At 52.9% G+C, this 25,664-nt stretch carries 22 protein-coding genes and 2 pseudogenes; 16 read left to right on the forward strand and 8 right to left on the reverse strand.

Features of this window, described 5'->3' with window-relative positions; all coding sequences use genetic code 11:
* Positions 1 to 408: 408 nt before the first annotated feature.
* The 5 genes and pseudogenes from J4859_RS00005 to J4859_RS00020 all read left to right on the forward strand — a co-directional run bounded on the left by J4859_RS00005 (position 409) and on the right by J4859_RS00020 (position 4,535).
* Positions 409 to 618 (forward strand): hypothetical protein, encoded by a 210-nt coding sequence (locus J4859_RS00005; RefSeq protein ID WP_212331497.1) that lies wholly within the window; start codon positions 409 to 411, stop codon positions 616 to 618.
* A 362-nt stretch (positions 619 to 980) separates the two neighbouring features.
* A complete protein-coding gene (locus tag J4859_RS00010; RefSeq protein WP_212331499.1) occupies positions 981 to 1,169 on the forward strand; it encodes a hypothetical protein in 189 nt (62 codons plus the stop codon).
* 649 nt (positions 1,170 to 1,818) lie between these two features.
* A complete protein-coding gene (locus J4859_RS00015; RefSeq protein ID WP_212331502.1) occupies positions 1,819 to 1,962 on the forward strand; it encodes a hypothetical protein in 144 nt (47 codons plus the stop codon).
* 464 nt (positions 1,963 to 2,426) lie between these two features.
* Positions 2,427 to 2,555, forward strand: a pseudogene (locus J4859_RS17315) (helix-turn-helix domain-containing protein); the annotation flags it as partial.
* A gap of 21 nt (positions 2,556 to 2,576) precedes the next feature.
* Positions 2,577 to 4,535, forward strand: coding sequence for a BglG family transcription antiterminator (locus J4859_RS00020; protein WP_249113693.1), 1,959 nt, complete (start codon positions 2,577 to 2,579; stop codon positions 4,533 to 4,535).
* Positions 4,536 to 4,658: 123 nt separating this feature from the next.
* On the opposite strand, the gene J4859_RS00025 is transcribed toward J4859_RS00020, so the two are convergent.
* Positions 4,659 to 5,429 (reverse strand): transposase, encoded by a 771-nt coding sequence (locus J4859_RS00025; protein WP_212331508.1) that lies wholly within the window; start codon positions 5,427 to 5,429, stop codon positions 4,659 to 4,661.
* On the opposite strand from J4859_RS00025, the gene J4859_RS00030 reads away from it, so the two are divergent.
* From J4859_RS00030 to J4859_RS17320, 4 genes and pseudogenes are all read left to right on the forward strand, one after another.
* Complete coding sequence (locus J4859_RS00030; RefSeq protein ID WP_249113842.1) at positions 5,341 to 5,766, forward strand: IS3 family transposase; 426 nt, start codon at positions 5,341 to 5,343, stop codon at positions 5,764 to 5,766. The genes J4859_RS00025 and J4859_RS00030 overlap by 89 nt on opposite strands.
* A gap of 303 nt (positions 5,767 to 6,069) precedes the next feature.
* On the forward strand, positions 6,070 to 6,462 hold the full coding sequence (locus J4859_RS00035) for a GntR family transcriptional regulator (RefSeq protein ID WP_212331513.1): 393 nt from the start codon (positions 6,070 to 6,072) through the stop codon (positions 6,460 to 6,462).
* Positions 6,459 to 7,829 carry a DUF5808 domain-containing protein gene (locus J4859_RS00040; protein WP_212331516.1) on the forward strand — a complete coding sequence of 457 codons (1,371 nt, stop codon included), beginning with the start codon at positions 6,459 to 6,461 and terminating at the stop codon, positions 7,827 to 7,829. Before J4859_RS00035 ends, J4859_RS00040 begins: the two co-directional genes overlap by 4 nt.
* Before the next feature lie 687 nt (positions 7,830 to 8,516).
* Positions 8,517 to 8,606, forward strand: a pseudogene (locus J4859_RS17320) (hypothetical protein); the annotation flags it as partial.
* Positions 8,607 to 9,154: 548 nt separating this feature from the next.
* Here the strand turns inward: J4859_RS17320 and gyrA are convergent.
* The 7 genes from gyrA to J4859_RS00080 all read right to left on the reverse strand — a co-directional run bounded on the left by gyrA (position 9,155) and on the right by J4859_RS00080 (position 19,888).
* Positions 9,155 to 11,998: a DNA gyrase subunit A gene (gene gyrA, locus J4859_RS00050; protein ID WP_305852675.1), complete on the reverse strand. Its 2,844-nt coding sequence runs from the start codon at positions 11,996 to 11,998 to the stop codon at positions 9,155 to 9,157.
* A 20-nt stretch (positions 11,999 to 12,018) separates the two neighbouring features.
* A complete protein-coding gene (gyrB, locus tag J4859_RS00055; RefSeq protein ID WP_249113694.1) occupies positions 12,019 to 13,971 on the reverse strand; it encodes a DNA topoisomerase (ATP-hydrolyzing) subunit B in 1,953 nt (650 codons plus the stop codon).
* 138 nt (positions 13,972 to 14,109) lie between these two features.
* Positions 14,110 to 14,718 carry a hypothetical protein gene (locus J4859_RS00060; RefSeq protein ID WP_212331521.1) on the reverse strand — a complete coding sequence of 203 codons (609 nt, stop codon included), beginning with the start codon at positions 14,716 to 14,718 and terminating at the stop codon, positions 14,110 to 14,112.
* On the reverse strand, positions 14,705 to 15,802 hold the full coding sequence (locus J4859_RS00065) for a DNA replication/repair protein RecF (protein ID WP_212331523.1): 1,098 nt from the start codon (positions 15,800 to 15,802) through the stop codon (positions 14,705 to 14,707). Before J4859_RS00065 ends, J4859_RS00060 begins: the two co-directional genes overlap by 14 nt.
* Positions 15,803 to 15,805: 3 nt before the next feature.
* Positions 15,806 to 16,906: a DNA polymerase III subunit beta gene (gene dnaN / locus J4859_RS00070; protein WP_212331525.1), complete on the reverse strand. Its 1,101-nt coding sequence runs from the start codon at positions 16,904 to 16,906 to the stop codon at positions 15,806 to 15,808.
* Positions 16,907 to 17,164: 258 nt separating this feature from the next.
* Entirely contained in the window at positions 17,165 to 18,685 is a 1,521-nt protein-coding gene (gene dnaA, locus J4859_RS00075) for a chromosomal replication initiator protein DnaA (protein ID WP_212331527.1), read from the reverse strand.
* 117 nt (positions 18,686 to 18,802) lie between these two features.
* Positions 18,803 to 19,888: an ATP-binding protein gene (locus J4859_RS00080; protein ID WP_212331529.1), complete on the reverse strand. Its 1,086-nt coding sequence runs from the start codon at positions 19,886 to 19,888 to the stop codon at positions 18,803 to 18,805.
* A gap of 574 nt (positions 19,889 to 20,462) precedes the next feature.
* Here J4859_RS00080 and rpmH point away from each other — a divergent pair.
* From rpmH to J4859_RS00115, 7 genes are all read left to right on the forward strand, one after another.
* On the forward strand, positions 20,463 to 20,597 hold the full coding sequence (gene rpmH / locus J4859_RS00085) for a 50S ribosomal protein L34 (RefSeq protein ID WP_212331531.1): 135 nt from the start codon (positions 20,463 to 20,465) through the stop codon (positions 20,595 to 20,597).
* A gap of 8 nt (positions 20,598 to 20,605) precedes the next feature.
* Positions 20,606 to 20,929, forward strand: coding sequence for a ribonuclease P protein component (gene rnpA, locus J4859_RS00090; protein ID WP_212331533.1), 324 nt, complete (start codon positions 20,606 to 20,608; stop codon positions 20,927 to 20,929).
* Positions 20,929 to 21,168, forward strand: coding sequence for a membrane protein insertion efficiency factor YidD (yidD, locus tag J4859_RS00095; RefSeq protein WP_212331535.1), 240 nt, complete (start codon positions 20,929 to 20,931; stop codon positions 21,166 to 21,168). The genes rnpA and yidD overlap by 1 nt, the downstream gene beginning before the upstream one ends.
* A gap of 47 nt (positions 21,169 to 21,215) precedes the next feature.
* Complete coding sequence (locus J4859_RS00100; RefSeq protein WP_371812104.1) at positions 21,216 to 21,956, forward strand: YidC/Oxa1 family membrane protein insertase; 741 nt, start codon at positions 21,216 to 21,218, stop codon at positions 21,954 to 21,956.
* Positions 21,957 to 22,019: 63 nt separating this feature from the next.
* On the forward strand, positions 22,020 to 22,595 hold the full coding sequence (locus J4859_RS00105) for a R3H domain-containing nucleic acid-binding protein (protein WP_212331541.1): 576 nt from the start codon (positions 22,020 to 22,022) through the stop codon (positions 22,593 to 22,595).
* Between the two features lie 71 nt (positions 22,596 to 22,666).
* Positions 22,667 to 23,440: a 16S rRNA (guanine(527)-N(7))-methyltransferase RsmG gene (gene rsmG, locus J4859_RS00110; protein WP_212331543.1), complete on the forward strand. Its 774-nt coding sequence runs from the start codon at positions 22,667 to 22,669 to the stop codon at positions 23,438 to 23,440.
* Positions 23,441 to 24,835: 1,395 nt separating this feature from the next.
* Positions 24,836 to 25,636 (forward strand): ParA family protein, encoded by an 801-nt coding sequence (locus J4859_RS00115; RefSeq protein ID WP_212331545.1) that lies wholly within the window; start codon positions 24,836 to 24,838, stop codon positions 25,634 to 25,636.
* The last annotated feature ends 28 nt before the right edge of the window (positions 25,637 to 25,664 follow it).

The following is a 25,664-nucleotide window of genomic DNA, read 5'->3' on the forward strand; positions in this document are numbered from 1 at the left end:
ATTCCTGCCTTCTCGAGTTCCGAATTCAGGTCGTGAAGCACAAGCCTTGCCGAGTCCCTGCCGCTTTAAGGCTATGGCGCATCTTCGCGCTCGTCGTCGCGTCCGGTACCTGCCCAGACATGAGGTCTAAGTGCACAGAAGCACTGCCAGGACCGGCAATCCAGGATAGCATCTTTAAGTTCCCTCGTCTGAGAGCCCAAACATGACCTGCAGCAGATACATCCTAAGCATCGTCTTTACAGCGTGCACATGCCTGACAAGAGCATGTTAGTGGTAGCTGGGTTTCACCAGTGCAATCCAGCTACTCGCTGTTAGACCATAATTGACCTAAGAAGGGCCCAAAAGTGTCCGGGCCTTTGCCTACAATGCATGTCGTCAAACAAAAACATCGAGGATCAAAGGACCCGGATGGATCCAATGATACTGCAGCAGATCGCAAAGATGGGGATCGCTGAGAAGCGCGAGCTCTTAGAGAGGCTGAAGGCGCTCATAGCCAAGAAGATGGCAGGCTCTGCCCTTGCGGGAACACCCAAGAGGTGCCCGAGGTGCAAATCACTCAGCTTCTATTGCAAGGGCCACGACGCGTGTGGCCTTAAGAGATGGAAGTGTTGCTCGTGAGGCAAGACCTTCTTTGTAAAGACAAGATCTGTCCTGGCTATGTCCAAGCCCACGGCTGCCACATGGGCCGCATATGCAAAGGGCACGCTTGCAGGCATGTCCCTTAAGGGAGCTTACGGAAAGCTGCCATGTGAGCCTTAAGGACATTGTGGTTTCATGCGCATGAGGCTCTTCGAGATGATGCAGGCCGCTCTTGGCGCCTTCAGGTATGGACCCACCGTCTCCTGCCAAAAGATCGGGATCTACATCGACGAGTCGCTTACAGGCAACAGGGATAAGGTCGGCCATCCAGATGCCCAAGGGAGGCGCACACGCACGGCCATGTTGTGCATTGCTGTGGCATATCGAACAAGAAGGTCTGCGTGGAGTGCTGTGCAAATGACCTAGGAGACGAATATGCCGTCCTCTGCGGCAGGGGCAGGCCCGAGGATGGGGAGCTGACAGATGCCCTTTCAGGTATCGTCGACAGCTTATGGGTCGCCACTGACGCCCATGCAGGCTATGCGCGTGGCTCTCCTCGCTTGGGGTCTTCAAGCACACGGCGAGCTTAGCCTCGTCAATGCGATGCAGCGAAGGCTGCGCGAGTTCCTGCTTTTTCCCATGGGGTCTTCTACGAAGTGGCTGGGGCACTTGTCTTGCCTGCTTTCTGTGGATAGAGCAGGTAAGGCATTCTGAGCGGGAGAAGAAGGATATACTCTCAGGACAGCTTGCAGAAGGCAGGTATGTTCCATACCAGGCGTGCGCTCATAGACATAGAGCAGCCCTTCTGGAGCTATTGGAAGGACAGGGGCGTCAGGTCAATCATGGTCTAACAGCGAGTCCAGCTATCCCACACAACGATCGCATCCATCTGCTCCAGGAGTGCCTCTTGTCTGGTCTTTCTCCTTTGACCCTGGAATTTAAGGTCCCCAAAGCTCATCTGGCTGCCCATATCTGCCTTTTGGATATGCTGGAATACGTTGCTGTAATTATAATATATCCGCAGGCAGATAGGCATTTATGTGGGGTATGGGCACTGCGTGGTTCGAGACATTTTAAGCCGGCGGCATACAGTGTGCGGCTACACTGGCCTCATCGAGCCGAATTAATCATCGTTTCCTTAGGTCTCTCAGAAGCTCTTAGAAAGGCTAAGGGAGGCCTTCTAAGCACTTCTGTCTGGGTAAGTGGGCAAACCGACACTGTCGTGGGGCCAACCTCTGCGTGCCTGTAGGTCTGCTCGAGCACTCCTTGTGGCTGCTCGTGGGCAGCAAGGGCGTGTGCGCTACCCAGCTCAGTATCCTTGAGAGGTCCCCGCTCAAGATGCTCACGCCTGATTGCGCCAAGCAGCTCTCCCGGCAGGGCTAAGGTTGCAAAAGCCTTGGGAGGTGTACAGTTTTGCTTCTGCGAGCCGCACCACCTGTGGCAGAAGCCGATAGTTAAGAACACCGATGTCCTCATCTGTGAGTTCTTCCCCTAAGGGCAGCGACTTTTCCTGGGTCTCACATAAGGAGGTACAACATGTCTTGGATCTGATCTGTGACAGGCCAAGGAAGGTATCAGGCTACAGGACGGCCAACGAGGTCTTTAGGGAGATCACTCAGCTTGACAATCTGCCGGTGAAAATCCAGCTTTTATGAAGTGAGTATTATAACCCATTTTACTATCATGACGCAAGTCACTTCAAATTGCTGTGAAAATCTTTCTACTGTATGCTTCTAACTTCACAGATTAGTATGGAACTACACCATGAGGCCAGGTGGCAATCTAGTGTATGTTTGTGCGGCTGTATGCCCCTTGGCCGTATTGCACCCGAGGGGATGTGTGTCTAATTGAATGAACGGACCGTCCAGATTGTTTACATGCTCTCGAGATCATCTGAGGATTGTACTCTGGGGAGTCTTGCCGAAGAATTTGGGGTGTCCGAGCGGACTATCCGTAATGACATCAAATCTTTAAATAAATTTCTGGTGGAAACATCTTTGGGCGAGATTCATTTTGGTTCCGGTGGCTTAATTATGCTTCCGGATGACTTTCAGCGCGTCGAAAGCCTGCTTCCAGTGCGTGACAATGTTGCCTATAAGATGTCGAGCGACGAAAGAAAGTCGCTTGGAGCTGCGATTCTCATCGGAGCAAACTCCTATGTGACCTTAGCGGATATTGCGGAGCGCTTCTCTGTCAGCAGGGCTTCGATACTGAATGATCTCGATGGTATCAAACAGATAGTTAGCAGCGCAGGGCTAAAGGTTGAGTCGAAGCCAAGCCGCGGACTTCGAGTACACGGACCAGAGAGCCTAAAGAGAACGTTCCTCGTGAATTTCCTTGACGTGCGCTCTCCAATCGTGGAACAGTGGCTCCACTTTCCCGAAAACTCGTCAATTCGAGACGATACGATAATTGTGAAAAAGATTTTAAATGAGCAGTGTCATGCATACGGTTTGTTTATGCCGGATGCTACCTTTCTCAAGGCAACCAATTCTCTCTGTATCAGCGTGATGAGGAACCGATCATCTCAGTTTCTAGAGATGCTCGAGGAGAAGGATGAAAATGGAGCAGATTATATAGATGAAGTTGGAGACTTCGAACGGAGTGTCATTTCATACGTCTCTCAGTATTGCAACGTCGAAATGAGCCGAGAAGAGGAAGTTTACTTCTCTTCCCTTCTCAAGTCTCTACGTTTCCATGGTGACCAGCAGTTCAATCTTGACAATCTTCAGGTTCAAAAGATTACTCGGGCATTCATTCGTCGTATCTCTGAGGAGATTGCTGTCGATTTAAACGGGGATTATGACCTCTTCGAATACCTGTCGAACCACTTGGAGTCGATGTTTACTACGGAACCTTCTCACTTCCCGGAAAATCCAGCTCTTCGCGAGGTAGTTGAGGATCAGCCAATTATTTTGGCAGCCGTAAAGAAGAACCTCAGTATTCTTGAAGAATTTGCCGGTCGGGAAATTTCACCGATTGAGACGATGTACATCGCCTTGCATATTTGTGCAGCGCTCGAGAGGAGGAAGAATCGCGGGGTACGTCCGAGAGTTGTTGTTGTATGTGATGGGGGCGTTGGTACCTCGCAACTGCTCGCAGAAGAGCTTCGGGGCAGATTTGACATAAAAATCGTCAAGGTAATGCCCGCACACGATGTCCCATACATCGACACTTATCGAACGGATCTCGTGATCTCAACGGTTCCGCTGGACAACTGCCCAGTGGACTCCGTCCTCATCAAGCTTCCTATGAATGATCGCGAGTATCGCAGGGTAAGGGAGCGTCTAAACAGAATCGCTGCGTCTTCTGATCGAGTACTAGACGACCGTCCTGAGGATTTTACAGCACAGAGACTACTTGAACATCTGGAGCCAATCATCAGACGCTTAGCTCCAGAGAATGACGATTTGCTCAAAGAGATTCGCCTTGAGGTGAGGAGATATTTTCGGGAGGCACAGCAACTCGAGGATCAAATCATTGCTCCGTATCTTCACCAACTTCTGCCACCGAGTCACATCAGAATTAACGTCGAAGCTTCCGATTGGCGCGAGGCCATCAGAGAATCTGCTCAGCCGCTGCTCGAAATGGGTTACATAGAAGAACGATATGTGGATGCAATGATTGAAGATGCCGAGAAGTATGGACCCTATATGGCACTGTCGCCCGGTGTGGCTATTCCCCACAGTTCTCCAGAGAACGGCACGATAAAAATGGGAATGAGTATGGTACGACTAGTTAATCCCGTGAACTTCGGGAGTGAAAGTAATGATCCTGTTGAGTTCATCTTCACGTTGAGTGCTGTTGATCGAAAGACGCATTTACGTGCCTTTGCAAACCTCATAGATATGGTTTCAAAACCTGATATTGAATTCCTCGAAAAGTTAAGGAAGACCAATACTGCAGAAGAGGCTTCACGAATAATCGAGAATTGCGAATTTCAGCTTGTGAGCTAAAACAAAAGGCTCAGTCCTAAAACCTGTATGCAGACCCATCATGCCGCAGTATCGGAACCCTTCGAGTAGCGCCTGCTGGCAATCGAATATCTTGAGGAAGAAGTACTCGTCGTTAGGGTATCCCTAGCCTGCCCTCCTGAGCGTCTTGATCATTTGGTTGGTGCCTTCCACCTTCCCCGAGGATATCTGGTGTCTGGCATGCGCGACTATTCCCTCCATGTGGCTCTCCACGAGGCGGGCAACCCTGGCGAAGTGCCTGTCTTTCGTGCAGCGGCACGTGTCCACGATCCTCTCCATGGCAGCGCGCATCTCATCCGCATCGGTGCACGAATAGGCCTGTACGAGCATCTCATCTACGATGTCGCAGGCGGCAAGGAGCTCGTTTTGGGATATGAGGTACTCGTAGCGCTTCCTGGTCCCTCCCTTCTGCAGGGCCTCCTGCTTGCCGAAGAGGGCGCTTCCCCTTAAGACCACCTTGCCGGCGCATGCACCGCGCTCCTTCCTCTTCCTGGTGTCGGCACAGGACATAAGGATGTATGTGGAGTGCTTGAGGGCACGCGTGGCCTCGCTGTCGCCCTCCTCCTTAAGCCTTGCCTGCTTATCCTTCCTGACCTTACAGATGACCTTCTCGTTGAAGTTCTTGATGAGATGGAAGCAGTCGTAGACGATGTCCAGGTGCGGGAACCTCTTAAGGAATGCGCGCCCGAAGTCCGCGTTCATGTCGCAGGCGATTGTCTTCAACGAGGTATGAATTACGCACGTCACGGAATTCAGGATCCCTGCCGGCAAGGCCTGCCTCTCTCCCATAGTCGACTGCTTCGACGGCATACCCATAAGCTGGAGCGTCTCCTGCTCTCCCGATGCCGAGATGGCTAACTCGTCGCTTCTCGGCACATGCAGCCAGCTCGGGGAGGACGAGCATCCGATCGTCCACAGCGACCGCGGCTGCCACTACAGGTGGCCCGGATGGATCGGCATCTGCAGCGAATATGGCCTCAGGAGATCGATGTCGCGCAAGGGCTCAAGCCCCGACAATGCCAGGGCGGAGGGACTGTTCGGAAGGCTGAAGGTGGAGTTCTTCTACGGATGCGACTGGACGGGAGTCACGATGGAGAGGTTCATGGAGCTTCTGGACGAGTATCTGGTATGGTATCGGGACGAGAAGATCAAGAGCGATCTCGGATACAGGAGCCCCATGCAGTACCGGAAGGATCTGGGGCTGGCAGCGTAGGAATCAGGTCCAAATTAACCATCGCAGTTCCGATTGGCAGCTTCTAGATTGCCATTAACAACACCCCAGGAGCCCTCGAGGGGCAGGGGCAGACGGCTATCCGCGGGCGTCCGGTCGGCGGGTCGGAAAGTACGTGCGCCAATCCTAATCCGTCGGTAACGATCAGGGTTGAGATATTCGAATTAACCGCGTCTCAAACTGTAATGGACGACTAGTACTTTCTCCCTCTTTCCTTACAATTGTTGCATTTATGTATTACTGTATCTAATATATACAGTACATTAATCGTAGGAGGCGCACATCATGCTCCTGAAGCTGGACTTCTCAGACACGACCCCTATCTACCGGCAGGTCCGGAATCAGATCGTGCGGGCCATAGCGGAAGGCGAGCTTGCACCGGGCGAGCGTCTCCCGACCGTCCGAGCCCTCGCATCGGAGTGCGGCATCAACGTCATGACCGCAAGCAAGGCCTACCAGCTCCTCAAGCAGGAAGGGCACGTACAGGGAGACCGGCACGGCGGCACCTTCGTAGCAGAACCGGACGCTGGATCAGGTCCCAGCCCTGCCGCCGTGGAGTCGCTGCGGCTGTCGCTGGACGAGCTCGTAGCGGGCGGCATGTCGAGTGAGGACGTGCTTGCGCTCTGCGGACACCTCCTGGACGAAGCTTCCTCTCGAAGAGATAGGAGTCTGCAATGAGTTCCGTTTCCGCAATCTGGCTTTTGTGCTGCTGGCTTCCCATCCCCATATGGCTCACGCTCAGGAACAGCGCCCGCTTCAAGAAGAACATCGCAGTGGGAGTGACGCTGCCGCGCGAGGCACAGGGAGACGAACAGGTCACGGCAATCCTCTCGGGTTATCGCCGCTGGCAGCTCGCCTGCGCCGCCGCGCTTGTAACCATCGCCCTGGCGGGCGCCGTCGTGGGGTCAGTTCGCACGCTTGCGGGGCCGCTCGCCGTCTGCTGGAGCATTTGGGTCCTCGTCGCCTGCATCGCCCCCGAGGTCGTCTTCGCGCTCGCAAACGCAAGGCTTGCCGCCCTGAAGGGCGAACGCGGGTGGCGGCACAGGGGGGAGAGTGGAGATCAGCGCATCACGGTGGCCGACATCACCACGGCTGCCCAGCCCCCGATGCGCACCTCGAACGCTTGGTTTCTCCTCTCCGTCGCAGCCAGCTTGGCGCCTGTGTTGCTCGACCGCGGGAGCTTGCCGGTCTACTTGCTCTCCGCTGTCGGCGCGCTCGCAACGTGGGCGATCTTCCGCTGGTGCTACCGCGACCGCAGCGAGGTAGTGGACGCCAACGAGGCTCTCACACAGGCGCTCACGCGCATCCGGAGACGCGCCTGGGGGCACGTGGGCCTAGTCGCGGCCGCATCGTTCGCGCTCATGAGCTGGCTGCAACTCCTCTTCCAGGGCTCGCCCACCTTGTACCTCGTGAGCATGGTTCTGCTCACCGCGGCCTTGGTCATCACCTCCTTCGCGGCCGAGATGCGCGTGCGGGGCCTTCAGGAACGCCTCACAAGGGGCAGCGGGGAGGGGTTCTACGTCGATGAGGACGACCACTGGGTCTTTGGGCTCCTCTACTTCAACCCCGACGACTCCAGCCTCATGGTGAACGACCGCGTAGGAGTCGGCACGTCGATCAACTTCGCGCGGCCCGCTGGAAAGGCGATAGCGGCGGCGCTCGCGCTCGCGCTGCTCTGCCTGCCCCTGACCGGCGTGTTCATCGCCGAGGAGCTGTCGGCGCCGGTCACGCTGGAGCTCTCCGGACAAACGGTCCGCGCGAACCATGCGATGACGGACTACGAGGTCGCTGTCGGCGACGTGGCTTCCGTCGAGGTGCTTGACCGGCTCCCAGATATGACGCGCACGTTCGGAGGCTCCGCGGACACCTTCCTTGAGGGTGACTTCTCGAGTGAGGAGTACGGGCCTCTCAAGGTGTGCCTGAACCCCGAAGCGGGCCCGTGGCTCCTTGTGCGCACGAAGGACGGCACAGCCTACCTCCTGGGAGCGAACGACCCTGCCCAGACAACTGCTGCCCTTGAGGAGCTTGAGGCAAACGAGCGCTAAGGGCAGGCGGCGGTTCACGGGGAGACTCGAACATGCCGTCGGCTTAAGGATAATACACAGTGCCGTACTCTCTTGAAGGCGGCGCAGTGCGTCTTTCTGATAAGGCCATCGCATCGGTGACAGCACTTCGAGAAACACAACGATCTTCGCTCTCGCATTACTATTGCCCTCCTTTGGGGCCTAATCCATCTCCGAAATCGACCGATCAGCGCAGTGAGAAGAGTGGAAAACGACGTTTCTAGAGTCCTGAAATCGGACTGAAAGCGGCGAAAAGCGCGCTTCCGGGCAGTTTTTCACTCTTCGCTCCTACCTGCGGCTTTGTAAAAAAGGGGCCGAAATAGCGAGGTGACTACATGGCACGGCACCAAACGCCCCCATAGCTAAAAACGCGGTGAAAACGCCCGTCACTGCTTTGGCAGGTTTTGGCATCTATTTGTCTCTCATCCAAACGAGTGTCATCGCGGCGGCCTCTTGAAAGCTATGCAGAAGTATTTTCCCAGTTCAACAGCAATAGAATTGCCCCCACGAGATCGTCTGAATTCGGGGCAGCTGTTGTTTTTCACTCCCGGAAAGTCCAGGTGTCTTTGTCCTAGTCGTGCCAATAGGTGCTAACCACTGCCAACAAGTGGGAAAGCTTGCAACTAGATGAAATGAGGATCCAGCCTATTCCCACGGCGCTACACTTATCTTAGCGCTGATGAGCGCAACAAGATCGCGAAGATGTACGTCAGGTACTACTCACCCAGCAACATCGCAAAGGCATTAGGGAAACGATGATTAATGCCCATAACGTGTCAGAGAGGACCGACCACACGACTTTTCGCGGCCGGCATAGGCATTAATCATCGTTTCCCTAAGGGAGGCCTTCTAAGCACTTCTGTCTGGGTAAGTGGGCAAACCGACACTGTCATGGGGCCAACCTCTGCGTGCCTGTAGGTCTGCTCGAGTGCTCCTTGTGGCTGCTCGTGGGCAGCAAGGGCGCGTGCACTACCCAGCTCAGCATCCTTGAGAGGTCCTCGCTCAAGACACTCACGCCTGATTGCGCCAAGCAGCTCTCCCGGCAAGGCTAAGGTCGCAAAAGCCTTGGGAGGTGTAAAGTTTTACTTCTGTGAACCGCACCACCTGTGGCAGAAGCCGATAGTTAAGAACACCGATGTCCTCATCTGTGAGTTCTTCCCCTAAGGGTGTAGAGATTTTTCCTGGGTCTCACACAAGGAGGTGCAACATATCTTGGATCTAATCTGCGACAGGCCAAGGAAGGTATTAGGCTACAGGACAGCCAACGAGGTCTTTAGGGAGATCACTCAGCTTGACAATCCACCCGGTTATTCGTCGCTGTCGCCTTCGAGAGAATCTTCGTCGATCTCTTCTTCTCCGCCGACATCGATTGGCTCTCCCTCATCAGCGTCCTTGGCGCCCACCACTTCCAGGTTCAGAGCGATCTGGTTGGAATCGCGCTTCGGTGCCCGCTTCTTGTGGGCGATCATACGCGCAACCGCAGAGACATGATCGTTACCGAGTAGATTCATGATCTTGACGCCCTGCGTCACGCGCTTAAGGAGCGGCACCTCAGTGGAGCGGACGCGGATCATAACGCCTTCTTCGGAGACAATCAGAAGTTCATGCTGCGGACCCACGACGCGGCAGGCCACGAGCTTGCCCTTCTTCTTTGTCATCGCAATCGTCTGCACACCCTGTCCACCGCGCTTGTGCTGCGGGTATTCCTTCACCGGGGTACGTTTACCGTAGCCGTTTTCAGTGATAACGAAGAGGTCACCGTTGCCGTTGGAGATCTCCATGCCGAGTACCCGAGCATCACTCTTGAGGGTGATACCACGAACACCGCCAGCTGCACGACCCATGTGGCGGCAATCAGACTCGTCAAAGAGGATCGCCTTGCCGTTGGTGGTGACGAGGATGATCTTCTCACCCTTCTTCACGCGGCGAACGTTGATCAGCTCGTCGTTCTGCTTCAGGTTGATCGCGACCAAGCCGTCGTGGCGGGTACGGTCGTATTCGCTCATCGCAGTCTTCTTGACGATGCCGTTCTTCGTCGCGAAGATCAGGTACTCATCAGCCGGAAAATCGCGACAGGTTATGACTGCGGTAGGATGCTCTCCTTCTGCCAGAGGCAGGAGGTTGACGATCGCGGTACCGCGGCTGTTTCTGCTACCCACCGGAAGCTCATGGACTTTGAGACGGTAGACCTTACCCCTGTTCGTGAAGAACAGGATGTAGTCGTGCGTGGAAGCCACAAAGACATCCTCGACGAAGTCGTTGTCTTTGAGGCTCACACCGCGGATCCCTTTGCCACCCCGCTTCTGAGAGCGGTAGGTTGCGACCGGAAGGCGCTTCACGTAGGAGTCATGTGTGAAGGTAATGACCATATCCTCTTCCGCGATCAGATCCTCAACATCGAGGTTGACTGCTTCTCTGTCAGAGATCGTGGTTCTGCGCTTGTCCGCATATTTGTCGGAGACCACGTGCAGCTCATCCTTTATCACACCGTAGATCTTCTCCTTGTGGCTCAGTAGGTCCTCGTAGTAGGCGATCTGTTTGTGGAGCTCATCGATCTGTGCCACGAGTTCATCGCGGGCTAGGCCGGTCAGTCTGCGCAGGCGCATCTGCAGGATAGCCTCGCCCTGTATATCGTCGATATCGAAGCGCTCGTTCATGCGACGCTTAGCCTCTGCATCGTCGTGTGAGGAGCGGATGATATGGACGATCTCGTCGATGTTGTCGACCGCGATCAGCAGGCCCTCTAAGACGTGAACGCGTTTCTTGGCACGGTTCAGATCATAGGTGGTGCGACGGGTCACGACGTCGAAGCGGTGGTCGATGTAGTACTGCAGCATCGACTTCAGAGGCAGGGTACGCGGTACCCCATCGACTAGGGCGATATCGATTATGGGGAAGTTGTTCTGGATCTGCGTGTGCTTATACAGGTTATTGAGCACGACTTGCGGCACTGCATTCGTCTTGAGGTCGATAACGATACGCATGCCCTTACGGTTGGACTCATCGCGCAGGTCTGAGATGCCCTCTATCTTCTTCTCATTGACTGCCTGGGCAATCTTCTCCTGCAGAAGGCCTTTGTTGACTTGATACGGGATCTCGGTGACCACCAAACGCTGGCGGCCGTTCTTCTTCTGCTCGATGTGGACACGTGCACGGGTGGTGATGGTCCCGCGGCCGGTCTCATAAGCCTGGCGGATGCCGTCGGTGCCCATAATGATGCCGCCGGTCGGGAAATCCGGACCGGGTAAGACCTTCATGATCTCATCGAGCGAGGCATCCGGATCGTCGATCAGAAGGCACACCGCATCCACGACCTCTTTGAGGTTGTGGGGTGGGATATTAGTGGCCATACCGACCGCGATACCGTTGGAACCATTGACGAGCAGGTTCGGAAAGCCGGCAGGTAAGACTGAGGGCTCCATCAGGGACTCATCGTAGTTTGGCTGCATGTCGACGGTATCCTTGTTGAGGTCCGCCAGCATCTCCATCGCAGAACGGGTCAGGCGGGACTCGGTGTAACGCATAGCCGCTGGTGGGTCACCATCGATTGAACCAAAGTTACCGTGGCCGTCGATCAGCGGCAGACGCATGGAAAAATCCTGTGTCATACGAGCCATTGCGTCGTAGATGGAGGAGTCGCCGTGTGGGTGATACTTGCCCATAACCTCACCGACGGTCCACGCGGACTTCTTGTGAGGCTTATTGGGAGTAATGCCCGCTTCGTTCATGGCGTAGAGGATACGGCGCTGCACCGGCTTTAAGCCGTCCCGAACATCCGGGAGTGCACGGGCGACGATGACGGACATGGAGTATTCCAAGAAGGAAGTCCGCATCTCCTGGGCCATATCGTCCGGCTTGAGGGAGCCGCCGTGAATATCAGAGAGGTCCAAACGGGTACCCGCTTCATCGGAAAGGGTATGGGAGATATTGGCGCCGCCGAGACTTATCTCAGTGTCCTCGCCGTCGCCCTCTTCTCCCCCCTCATCGTCGGAGAGATCACTGTCGTCTGTGTCACCAGTGTCGTCTGAGTCGGTGTACTCATCGCCGTTTTGCGTGTTTTCGTCCTCGTCGCGGGGCGGCCGATTGTCGTTGTCCTGATCGTTGGTCCCTGGGGTGTTGTTGCCCGGGCGATCATCGTTGTTATAAGCCACAAATAACCTTTCTTACAAGCTTAAATATCAAGGAATCTGACATCTTTTGCGTGCGTCTGAATGAAGTCGCGTCGTTTACTCACCTGGGTGCCCATCAGATCCTGCACCGCACGCTCCGCTGCCATCGCATCGCTGATCGTCACTTTCAACATGATGCGGTTCTTAGGATCCATCGTGGTAGTCCACAGCTGCTCAGGGTCCATCTCGCCCAGACCTTTGTAGCGCTGCACCGAGTACTTGGAAGGATCGTCATACTTCTTGGCTTCCATCGCGAGTTCCTCATCGGTATAGAGGTACTTACCACGCTTCTTACCCTTTGGCTTCAGCTGATACAGCGGAGGCTGCGCAACGTAGATGTAGCCCGCGTCAATCATCGGCTTCATGAAGCGGAAGAAGAAGGTCAGCAGCAGGATACGGATATGCGCGCCGTCGACATCAGCATCGGTCATGATCACGATCTTGTGATAGCGGGCTTTGTTGATATCGAACTCATCACCGACACTCGTACCGATCGCGGTGATCAGTGACTGGATCGTTTCTGAGGAGAGGGCACGGTGTGCCTGCACACGCTCGACGTTTAGGATCTTGCCACGCAACGGCAGTACCGCCTGAATCGAGCGGTCACGTGCCATCTTCGCAGAGCCGCCTGCGGAATCACCCTCGACAAGAAAGAGCTCAGTCATTTCAGGCTCTCTCACCGAGCAATCTGCAAGTTTGCCGGGCAGCGATGCACTTTCAAGCAGACCTTTTCTTCTGGTGGCCTGACGGGCCTTCTGGGCTGCCAAACGACCACGGGCCGCCTGCTGTGCCTTCTTGAAGATCTCGCGGGCCTGGTTAGGATGCTCTTCGAAATAGTCAGATAAACCCTGGCTCACAAAGCGGTTCGTGAGGGTACGCATGTAGGAATTGCCAAGCTTTGCCTTCGTCTGTCCCTCAAACTGAGGATCAGGAAGTTTCACAGACAACACAGCACAGAGTCCTTCACGGATATCGTCACCCGTGAGGTTGGAATCCTTTTCCTTCAGTAGATTGTGGCTGCGGGCGTAGTCATTCGTCACCTTGGTCAAGGCTGACCGAAATCCCTCAATGTGAGTTCCGCCTTCATCGGTATAGATGTCATTGGCAAAGCCCATCACATTCTCGGAATAGCCGGTGTTCCATTGTAGGGCAGCTTCGACCTCGCCCTTACGGTCAACGGGGGTATCCTTATCCATCTCTCCTTTGATGTAGATCGGTTTGGAGCAGCCCGGCAGATACTGCTTCTCCCTGTTGAGGTATTTGACAAAGTCGACGATACCACCTTGGTAGCAAAACTCAGTGACGCGCGGCTTCAACTCGCGCTCATCAGTCAGAGTGATCTTGAGCCCCTTATTCAGAAAGGCGGTCTCCTGCAGGCGGTCGTGCAGCGTATCATAGTCGAAGACCGTAGTCTCGAAGATCATGTCATCCGGCCAGAACGTCACGGTGGTGCCGGTCTGCTTGGTCGTGCCGATCTTTTTCATCTTCTTCGTGGTCTTGCCACGCACAAATTCCATCGTATAGATGCCGCCGTCACGCTTGACGGTCACTACCAAGCGCTTTGAAAGAGCATTGACGACGGAGACGCCGACGCCGTGCAAGCCGCCTGAGACCTTATAGGCATTGTTATCGAACTTGCCACCGGCATGCAGCACCGTCAGAACAACCTCAAGGGTCGGGATGTGCTCAGTGGGATGCATCGCAACCGGAATGCCACGACCGTTATCTTCGACAGTCACTGAGTTATTCGGATGGACGGTGACTTTGATCTTGGTGCAGTACCCAGCCAGCGCTTCGTCGACGGAGTTGTCGACGACCTCCCAGACTAAGTGGTGCAGTCCGGTAGAACTGGTGGAACCGATATACATACCTGGGCGTTTGCGAACAGGTTCAAGCCCTTCAAGCACTTTGATGCTACTCGCGCCGTACTCTTCTTTTTTTGCTTTTTTTGGCACGTTCATCCTCTTTCAGAACAACTGACAGCTTTTCTATTCTAGATTGACGATAGAGAAATAGCTATAGACTCAGCGAAATGTGAGCCCTTTTCCATGAATACTTATACCCTTAAAGCCATTGTGAGCGCCTTTGACGCGCTAGTTTGAGTTTTTGGCTCCTTGATCCCTCTTACGGGAAATCATCAGTTTCATCGTGTCAGATACACGTTCCTGTAAGCTTTCCGGAAGATTCTTGCACATTGCGTCGATGCGCTCATTTTCTCCTTGAGAAAGCGGTTTGACCGGGATTGCTGACTCTTTAGCTGTCTGAGGTGTGACTGCCTGGTTACGCCGTCCCTTTCTGGAGCGTCTGAACTGAATGTCCGACACATGAAAGCCGTGGTAAGCAAGCCTCTCCAGATAGATATTCTTGTTCGTTGTGAAGTCGACAAGCAGGGAGGATGTGTCGATATAGACATAGAGCACCGGATCTTTCGTTTTGTACTCCTTGAGGTAGATCCCCTGGGTATGTCGATGCTCGAGGGCGCCATTGGAGCGCCACCAAGCCTGCGCGGCACGAGAGGTAGCACTGAGGCCATGTGAGAGATGCTTGTGAACATACTCATTGATCGCACTACCTGCGGAAGAAACGTTTTTCATCGAGACTTCCCCTGAGCCTTCATCGATTGCGTAGAAGTCCTCACGGGAGCAGGCATCTCCCTGCTCAGGCTCAAAGGCCGGATATTCCTCTTCGTTATCGTTTCTCACAGCCAAGCTGTATCACCTGTGTCCCATCCAAAATATCCTGAGAAAAGTACCCGAGGTTCGTGGTGGTAATGACCGTCTGCATGTCCTTCTGCATAAAGCGTGTGAGCGATCTTCTTCGCTCTTCATCGAGTTCGCTCATAACATCATCGAGCAGCAACAGCGGGGTTGTTCCTCGAATCTCAGTGGCAACCTTCACTTCCGCCATCTTCCAGGCCAAGACGATCGTGCGCTGCTGCCCCTGCGAGCCAAAGTCACGAGCATCACGTCCGTCAAGCGTGAACTGGATGTCATCACGCTGCGGCCCCACAAGCGTCATCTGCCTGCGGATAGCGTCATCTCTCCCTCGCTCCAGCTTGTCGGCAAACCGAGTCTCATACTCCTCTCTGCCCATCCCCTCTTTGATATCTCCCAGACTGCAAAGGTAGTGGCACTCAAGGTGCTCAGAGGCGGAGATGGTGCTGTAGATCTCTGAGGCCGCCTGTGCAAGCCTGCGGAAGAGCGCAAGCCGATGAGTCAACAGGGTCGCCCCGCCGAGCGCCACTGAGGCGTCCCAGCAGTTGAGGAGACTCCTGTCGATCGGGGTATCTTTCAGGAGCCGATTGCGCTGCTCAACGGAGCGCATGTAGGCTCGTACCAACTTCGCATAGCCCCTGTTCACCTGTGAGCCAAAGCCGTCCAGCTCATCGCGGCGATAGGAGGCCGAGCGTTTGACGAAAGAGAGGTCGTCTGGATTGAACAGGACGCTCATCAGATTGCTCGCCAGGTCGTAGCCGCGGCAAGGTTTCGTATTCCACAGGAACCGGCGCCGACCGTGCTGAATCTCGAGAGCCGCCTCCACATGCCTACCATCCCCGACAAGCTCAGACTTTGCCGACCCTTCAGCTGCCCCATCGTGGAGCAGCTGTGCTGCCGTCGGCTTTCTGAAGCTCTGGCCTGCGGTCAGCAGCTGTAGCGCCTCGACGGTATTGGTTTTGCCAACCGCATTGGACCCCTGCAGGATAGTCATAGAGGGGCTGAAGGAGAATTCCGTATCAGTGAAGTTTCTGAAGTTGTAGAGGGAAAGCGTCGCTACTTTGAGTCCCACAGCCTACATCCTTAGCGGCATCAGCAGATACAGATAGTTCACCTTTGCATAGCTCTTGAAGATGCCGGGCTGCATGCCGCTTTCGAGCTCGAAGGTTACCTTATCCTGATCAGACACTGCCTCCATACAGTCGTTCACGTAGTGATAGTTGAGGGCAATGGTGATATCTGAGCCCTGGATGTCAACTGGGATGAGCTCGGTCGCCTCACCCTGATTGGGGGACGTTGCGGAGAGCTTCATGGTGGCGGAATCGACGTTGATGTCGAACTTCACAGAGGGATTGTTGACCGCAACAACTGAGACGCGGTGTAGTGCAGAGGTCAGCCGTGCGACATCGACTTCAACCTTAGTCTTGCAGGACTTAGGTAAAAGCTGCTTGTAATCCGGGAAGTTTCCCTCGATCTTTCTGGTGACAAAAGTTGTGTTGGCAAACTGGAATACAACCTGGCTGTCGGTAATACCGATAAGGATCTTGTCTGAGAACTTTGACAGTGACAGTACCTCGTGAAACACCGCACCCGGCAGGATTGCGTTGAAGGACTCACCGTTCTGAGTCTCGACGTTAGTATCGCAGACCGCCAGACGGTAGGAGTCAGTCGCCACAAGGCGGATCGTATTGTTCTGAACGGTGGTCAGAATACCGGAGAGGATCGGGCGTGAGTTGTCCTTGTAGGTCACCTTATAGACCTTATCGACCATCTTTGACAGGATCGAGGTATCGAGCTCAACGGAGTTCTCAAGCTGATACTCCGGGAAACTTGGAAAATCCTGAGGATCGAGCGCATTGAGTCTGAAGGTCGACTTATCACAGGTCACCAATACGTTGTGATCATCACCCTCAATATCTACCACCGAGCCGGAAAGGGTCCTTACAATGTTGGTCAAAAGTTTGCCTGAGACGACAATCTCCCCCTCTTCCTCAACATTTGCAGAGAGTGCATGGCGGATAAAGATGGTGGTGTTGGATGTCTGGAGCTCTACGGTCCCGTTTGCGGCTCTCATGTGAATGCCCGCAAGGATCGGTTGGGAGAGATCAGAACCGATTCCTTTAGAGACGATGGATAGGGCTTGTTCAAGTGTGACTTGTGAGATGCTGATCTTCATTGAAGCACTCTTTCTATTATTAGTATTTATATATAAAGGATAACAGGAGCAGTAGGGACTGTTGAATAGAAGAGAAAGTTGTGTCTCTCAAGGTAGACGCCTGTTTTAATCTTGTTAGATTTATGAGCAATAATTGACACTGTCAACATTGAACAAACTATGAACAATTGATCTGAACATCCATCCCTCACTTTTCAACAGTTCTCTACAAGAATTAACCCTGTTTTCTACAACGTTCTAACAACCACTGGTAAATCACTATTCAGTGATCTGATCCTGCAGCGTGCCAAGCTTCTGTAGGAAGGTCCTGCTCTCCTTCTTAGACGCTTCAACCCATTTTAAACTGTGTTTAACAGTCGCATGGGAGCGTCCCCCGAACTTCTGTCCGATCTCCTGCAAGGTAGAATCGGTCAGCTCACGGGAGAGCCAGATTGCGACGTGGCGGGGCTCCATGAGTTCCTTGTTACGTTTTGAGCCGATCAGATCATCGTGGTCCACGCCGTAATAAGTCTCAACCGCATTCTGGATCTGCTCGATTGTGACGATCTTTTGTCCCGTCGGCCATTTGAGGTCAGCAAGCTGGATAACATCATCGCGGGTCAGATGCTCACTGTGCTGCTCTTTTCTGTGGGCCAACATGAGGCAGGACTGCACAAACCCGGAGATCACGCGGATGTTGTTTCCTGACTTCTCCGCCATGAGCCGCAGGTTCTCGTCACTGATCGTGCCGAGCATATCCTCCATATGCTCCTGTATAGCATCTGACTTCATCCGCCTATAGAACGTATTGATCAGTTTGAGCTTCAGCTCGTAGCTTGGCTGTTCGATACCGATGGTGAAGCCGCTGCCGATGCGTGAGGTGACTCGCTCATCCAAGGCATGCTCCCCTAATCCTAGCTGTGCGGGGGAACGGTCTGCGGCCAGTACGATCTGTCTGCCGTGGCTCGTCAGGTAGTTAAAGGTATCGAAGAAGAAGTTGATGGTAGCTTCCTTGCCTACCATCTGCTGGATATCGTCGATGATTAACACATCTACTGCCCGGCAGTTGCGTTCAAGTGCGGTACGCACAGCAGAGTTTCTGTCCCGCATTGCGTTAACGTAGTCGCCAATAAACTCGGTTCCCGTTTTGTAGACGCAGGAGCGCTGTGGCTGCGTTGCATAGATGTAATTCTGAATAGCTTTGAGGAGGTGTGTCTTCCCCAGTCCGCTTTTTCCGTAGATGAAAAGGGGGTTGTAGTTCTTGTTCTCTCCATCTGCGACCTGCTTAGCCGCCTGAAGCGCCATCTCGTTTTCGTCACCTTCGACAAACCGGTCAAAGGTGAGCTTCGAATCGTTTAAAGTGACATTGTTGAGCAGTGGGTTGTCTTCGGTATGCGGAACGCTTTCCTCTGGTTTCATCGGTGGTGCGCAATGTTGAGGCTGGGCAGCGTGCTGTACGCTCCCCTGCTGCTCCTGCGTATGTTCCCAGTCAGTCAGTTCCTTTTGGGTGACCTCGGAATTGGTTTTGATACGTACATTCTGATCGGTGGTCAGATCTACTACGAGATGCAGATCCTCAAAGCTGACCTGCTTGAGGCAAGATTCGATCAGGTTCTTGTGCTCCTCAATCTTGAGTTTGACAAAACGGGCCTTTGTTGCGATGTGATAGGTACCGTCCGCGAGCCGTTCAGGCTCACAGCTGTTGAGCATAGCGAGGACGGGAGGAGAGACGCTTTCTTTCAAGAGGCTCAGGACATCGCCCCAGAGGGCACGTGCTTCTTCATTTGCTGAGACCTCCATACATAGCTCCTCGCGATCAGACGTTAATTTGTTGAAAACTCATTGTAGTGCAATGCTGTGACTGTAGAAAACTGAGAGATAGGCAGCTCTTCTGCAAAAAGGAAGCTTTTCTGCCCACTAGTGCATGTGCAGAAAGAGGGAACCTACCTGGGTGAGATAGTATTTTTGCCCCTCTTTTTTGATGAGCCCCATAGACTCTATCTCTTTGAGGCTTCTTGACCAGGTTGGCTGGGACCCTTTGTAAGCTCTCACGAGGTTGGAAGGCCCCACTGACTCATGGGTTGATAAATATTCCATGATCTGGTGCCCCCGCTCGGTAACCGGCAGCCTCTGGAGCGCTGGCATGCTCTGCGCAACCGGCTGGCTCTGTTGCTGCGGCTGTTGGACAGGATTTTGCGGCGTAGGGGCCTGCTGATGTTGGGCAGAATAAGCCGGCTGTGACTGATGGGGTTGCCGCTGTACCGGATAGGACTGCTGCTCCGGATGAGGCTGTTGGGTCTGCCACATCTGCGGCTGCGCTTGGTAGCCCTGCTGCGGGGCATACAGAGGCTGCATGGGATAGGTAGGATAACCCTGTTGAGCACCTGCTTGCTGGAGGTATGCCGGGTTTTGCTGATTGTTGGGGACCATCGGCTGTGCGGCGTTCTGACTCTCGTGGTGATCTGCATCAGCCAACGACAGGGTCACGACGGTCCCCGGGCCGATGTTATCGTCGATCGTGAGTGTGCCACCCTTATCGTCCATATACTGTTGGACGTATGGTAGGCCAGAGCCAACGCCACGGATGTAGTGACGCATATCCTCCGTTGCGGAGCTTGTCCCGTATTCCAGTGCCCTGTCTTTCTCCTTGATGCCGGGGCCTTGATCAGCAAAACGGATGGTATTCCCGCCATCCAGAATCGAGATGGTCGGCTCAACAAAATAGGCGTGGATGAAGTTTTCGACGATCTCTCTGATCACCATAAATGGAATCGAGCCACCCTGCTCGTGTGAAAGTTTGGTCACCTCATCGGTGATCTCTTCCAGGTAGTTTCTAACGGGCTTTGGATCAATCAGCACGACACGCGGCGTCGTGGATTTATCATCGTAGACCGCGATACGGGCGGCGTAGCGGACTTCAAGGGGCGGGCGGTCATACTCTTTGTCGTTGTGGTTGGGGTCGGTGTCTGGTTCCTCGACAAACGGATAAAAGTCCCGTGCCATTGCGCCTGCTCCCCTCTCCTACACAGTATCCACTGCCTCTATAGTTTGGATCTCCCAGTGTACTCTGAGCGGAAATATTTCAAAAGGCCCTGAAAGGCCTGAAAGTTTTCGACAAATTCTGTCCATATGAAGAAAAATTTCACAATGAAATTTGTATGAGAGGAAGTTTTCAAAATACGAAGGATAGTTATATAAAAGTCGAAAAAGTTTTTAACAATGGCTGAATAAATGTAGAAAACTTTATAGGAGTAATGGCTCTATGGGACGAAACTTTCACGCTGAAAGGAAGAATCCAAAACTTTGCTGCGGTCTGCCTGGGATTGTGGCGTAACTACATGTCGATGGGTATGGCACGATGTTCTAGTGCACTCTCTATGACTCAGCCTTTCAGCACAAGACCGTGGTATGAGGCATCTAGATTCTGCGTATCACCCTATAGGGAGTATCTAATGGTGGTTTTACTTGTTAAACGCGCAGGTTTTATAGCGATTTGTTGACTACAGGGAGAAAGAACAATACAATTTTAAAGCTATTGCACCTATGTTCTCTATACACTCTTACAGGAGGAAACGATATGAAGCGTACGTATCAGCCGAATCAACGTAAGCGCGCCAAGACTCATGGATTCCGTGCACGTATGTCAACTAAAGGCGGCCGTGACGTGCTGTCTCGCCGTCGCGCAAAGGGTCGTAAAAAATTGACTGTTTAGGGCCTGATATGAAGACCATCAAATCCAAACAGGAATTTGAGAAGGTCTTTTCGCGTGGTCGACGCTTCAATACGCGGCTTGTTCGCATCGTAGTACTTGCGACAGACGAAGGTGACTTACCAAAAGTCGCCTTTGTTGCGCCTAAAAGATTAGGAAATGCAGTATTCAGAAACCGTTCTAAACGACTATTGCGCGAAGCGGCACGGTTAGCCGGACTTCCGAAACAAGGGTACGACGTGATTCTCTTTGCGACACATGCTACGTCAGACGTGCATCCAGATGAGGTGTCACGAGCCCTTACAAAACTTTTACGCAAGGCAGGCGTTTGTTGATGCTGGAGGCAGAAAACGAGCAGTCCACAGCAACGCGTATCCTCATCAAACTGATCAAAGGATATCGACGCTATCTCTCTCCCCTCTTTCCACCCTCTTGTATCTATGAACCCACCTGTTCTGAATATGCACTTGAGGCCATAAAGAAATATGGGGCACGCAGAGGAGGGTGGCTTGCATTCAAGCGCATCCTTCGCTGTAACCCCTTTTGCCATGGTGGCTATGATCCGGTTCCCTAGGGGGACTGATCGACGGAGGAATAATGTGGGATTGGTTTATTAACCTCATGACCAGTATCCTTGCTGGTATTGAAGGCTGGTGTGGCGATTGGGGCATGGCGGTCATCATCCTGACCATCATCATCCGGTTGCTTATTATGCCACTGATGACGCACTCTACGCGTTCATCTGCGCGAATGCAGGCGCTGCAACCAAAGCTTCAAGAGATTCAGGATCGCTACGCGGATGATCCGCAGCGGGCTTCCGAGGAGCTTCAACGCATCTATTCAGAGAACAAGTTTAACCCGCTCGGCGGCTGTCTGCCGATTCTGTTGCAGATGCCGATCTTCTTTGCCCTGTTTACAGTGGCACAAAACGTTCCGGGAGATGCAAACTTCTACAACATCCTCCCTTCTATCTCCATTTCTGTTTCAACTGCGCTCTCCCAGATGGGTTGGGTCGGCGGTGGATGGGTATATATCCTCTTCGATATTGCCTTTGGTGTCCTCACCTTTGTTCCGATGGTCATGAACATGCAGAACTTGCCTGAGGAACAGCGCAGCACGAATATGGTGATGGGTGTCGTTATGTCAATCTTGATGCTGTGGTTCGGCTGGAATGTGCCGGTAGCAGTCCTGCTCTACTACGATGCCTCTGCAGTCTGGCAGGTAGCGCAGCAGAAGTTCGTGACTCAGCGCGTGATGGACGAAGTCAAGGCTGAGCAGGCGAAAAAGGATGCTGAGATGCCGGTTGCGGTCTCGGTGACTCGCCGTCAGAAGAAAGCACGTCCCCACAAGAAGAGTAAATAAATTAGTAAACAATATGAGTGAGCAGTAGCTTGCTCATTTTCTGTATCTCAAGGAGGTGTCTTCATGGGCGAAGAAACAAATACCGCTCATAAAGAGGACTCATCAGCCAACGATGAGCAGAGCTATCTGGTGCAACTTCAGGAGAAGCATGCTGGAAGCGAGGAATTCACCGACAGCGATATCGACTACATTGCTGATACAGCGATCACTTCCCTTAAAGTTATCCTCAATATGTTTGGGGAGACCGATGTTTCCATCGATGAGTACGACGGAGATGAGGGTGAGCTGATCCTCAACATCACTGGCGGTGATCTAGCGATGCTCATCGGTCGTCATGGCAGGGTACTCGACGCGCTGCAGATGATCATCTCATGCTTGTTGAGCTCTCATCTGAACTTCTACTACCCTATCATCGTCGATATTGAAGGATACAAGGAGCGCCGTAAGGAGAAGATCCAGTCGATCGCTCGCTCTACGGCAGCACGAGTCAAGAAGCAGCATCGGAGCCAGAGCCTGCCGTCTATGGATGCTTACGAGCGTCGCTTCGCTCACCTTGCGCTTGCGGATGATCCTGAGGTTACGACGCACTCAGAGGGAGAAGATCCCCATCGCCACGTTGTTGTGTCCTTAGTGCAATAACCATTTCCTCATCACTGTATGAGTATACTGGAAAGGTCGCCTCTGGCGGCCTCTCTTTTTATATCGACAGGGTGAGGTTCAATATGATTGAAGGACAATTCGACGCACTGCAGACTCAACTCAACAGCGAGCTCGAGTGGCTTGGCCTTGAAGTCCCCGATCGTGATCAACAACTGTTGCTCGCACATCTCGACTTGGTCCTTGAAGCCAACCAGTGCGTTAACCTTACCCGCATCACTGATCCCTCTGAGGCAGTGACCCTTCACATTGTTGACTCGCTGCTTCTCTACCGGTACTTCTCCGCAAGTCAGGAGAAAACACATCTCCCTTTCCTCGATATAGGAACCGGTGCTGGTTTCCCTGGGATTCCCCTCAGTATCGTTTCTCACAAGAAGGGGGTGCTGGTCGACTCGACACAGAAGAAGATCAAAGAGGTATCGAGTTTCATCTCGACACTCCGACTCGGTAGGCAACTAGAGACCCGTGCGATCCGTGCTGAGGCGTTGAGTTCGAACTCGACACCAAACTCTACATCTAAATATGGTACTGTCGTAGCCCGTGCTGTTGGTCAGATTGCCACGCTCTTGGAGTATGCCTCTCCCCTGCTGTGCAAGCATGGTTCCCTGATTCTCAGTAAAGGCAAACTGACAGATAAAGAATACGATGATGGGGACTATGCAGCTGAGTTGCTAGGAATGAAAAATGTTTCACATGAAACATTGTCTCTCCCCCATGATGCTGGCACTCGTACGATACTATGTTATACAAAAGAGTGTCCCTCCCGGATCAAGCTACCTCGCCGCACTGGTATGGCGCAACACCACCCTCTCATACCAAAACAATAATTTTTCCTAACAGTCTAGATAACAAGTGAACTATAAGTGGCCATCAAGCCGCAGTTTGCCATACTTTTAGCCGCCGAATAAAGCGTTTGCCATAGGGTTTGCCGTCCGCTTTGTTTGGCGACAAGTCTCGGGCGGCAGGCCTTATGGTAGATGGGGCAGCCGAATATGGAGAGCTGGGAGAATTCCTTTACAGAAGCGGGCCAGCGCCCTGTCTGCCGACAACTTCAAGCTTCTTGTCCAAGCCGTAGGAGAACGCAGCCGCTAAGATGCGATTTGGCATGAGGTACGCTCAGCGAAGCGAAGGGAAAGCTTCAGGATGCATCCGAAGTGCCCTGCGTGCGGTTGCAGCTACAGCTCGCTTACGGGAGCTGTCTTTAAGCACACCTGCTATGAGCTAGCGAGATGGGTCTTCTTCATCTACCTCATGCGCTACAGCATGCCTTTGGGCTCATAGCCGAGGAAGTCAGGCATCACCCGCCAGACAGCCTGGGAGTAAAGGCAGAGGGTTTTCTAGGCAGTCGATGGCTACCAAGACAGAATCATCCTCAGCAAGCGTGCCTGCCTCAATGAGACCTAACATCGCTGACACCGATCTTCCCCACACCTTTAGACAGGCGAGCAAGCGCAGCTTGTCGGCGCAGCTCCTCTGCATAGCTTTAGCGATAGATGCCCACAAAAACCCGGTCGCTGTAGCATGTAGCCATGGCAAGCCATCCACGAAAAGAACTAAAGGATGCCCTTAGAACCCTCAGAAGGGTGCCACGATCCTCTACGACAGGCCGCGCGCTCACAGTGGCTTCTTAAGCCCTACAGGGCCGATGTGGCAGAGCGTATCTGTCTTGAGAACATGGGCTTTCCTGAACAATCTTTTGCTTGTGGCTCAAACGCTACCTCGGGCATCTCACAGACATACCCAAGGCCAACATGCAAAAGCTACCTTAACTGGTAGGTCTAGCTCTTTTGGGTCAACCAAGCTTGTGATAGGTGGCCTGGAACTGCAAGAGTGGTTCGCCATATGATGGTGGCCGATGCAAGCCTTCGCAGCTCAACGTAGGTACACTATCACCCGTTATCTAGAATGGTAGAATACCAGATATATTTGAACATCGTGTATATAAGAAAGTGTCATGATACTTAGATTTATCTGATCGTATCTCCCCTATTCTTAGTATAAAAATGCGATATGGTTGGAATAACAATGTTTCACGTGAAACATTGTTATTGCCTACTGCGTTATAGGGGATGAAGTGTCGTATTGTAGAGGTGTGAGGAATAAAACTCTCCTATCTGAACTGACGACCTCGATAGTTTGATTGTCAATGTTTCACGTGAAACATATGTATAAGCAAGTAATATAGATATGAAGAAGATATCCTGGATCGAAGTGAGGACAAATTGAGCTATAAAGATCAGAGACGGTTTAATGTTGATAGAAAGACGCAAGTCATAGCGATCATTAATCAAAAAGGTGGTGTCGGTAAGTCCACGACAGCTATTAACCTTTCGGCTGCACTTAGTGAGAATAAACGCAAAGTTCTCTTGGTTGATTTCGATCCGCAAGGAAACGCTACTTCAGGGTATGGTATCGACAAAGAGACGATCGACAGCGATATCTATGATGTACTGATCAATGAAAGCCCTATTGAAGATGCGATCTGCGATACCTGTGAAAAGAATGTCTTTATAGTACCGGCAACAGTTGAACTCTCAGGAGCGGAAATCGAACTGGTAAACGAAGAAAACCGCGAGAGTAAACTCAAGGAAATCATCGATCAGGTCAAAGATGAGTTTGACTATGTCTTCATCGACTGTCCGCCTTCACTGGGGATTTTGTCGATCGATGCTTTTATGGCTGCCGATTCCGTTATCATTCCGATCCAATGCGAATATTACGCGCTTGAAGGTGTCACGAAGCTTATGGAATCTATCAAGATGGTCAAGGAGAACCTCAACCCAGATCTCGAGATCTTCGGTGTGTTGATGACGATGTACGACAGCAGAACCACACTCTCTAAACAAGTTGTCGAAGAGGTCAAAAAGTGCTTTGGAAATAAAGTCTTTAAGACGATGATCCCGCGCAGCGTCAAAGTAGCCGAAGCGCCTTCATACGGCCTTCCGATTACGCAGTATGCGCGCATCAATAAAGGCTCACTGGCTTATATGCGGCTCGCAAAGGAAGTGACACGTCGTGGCTAGAAAAGGACTGGGACGCGGCCTTGAAAGC

The sequence above is a fragment of the Atopobium sp. oral taxon 416 genome, from assembly GCF_018128285.1.
GTDB lineage: Bacteria > Actinomycetota > Coriobacteriia > Coriobacteriales > Atopobiaceae > Olsenella_L.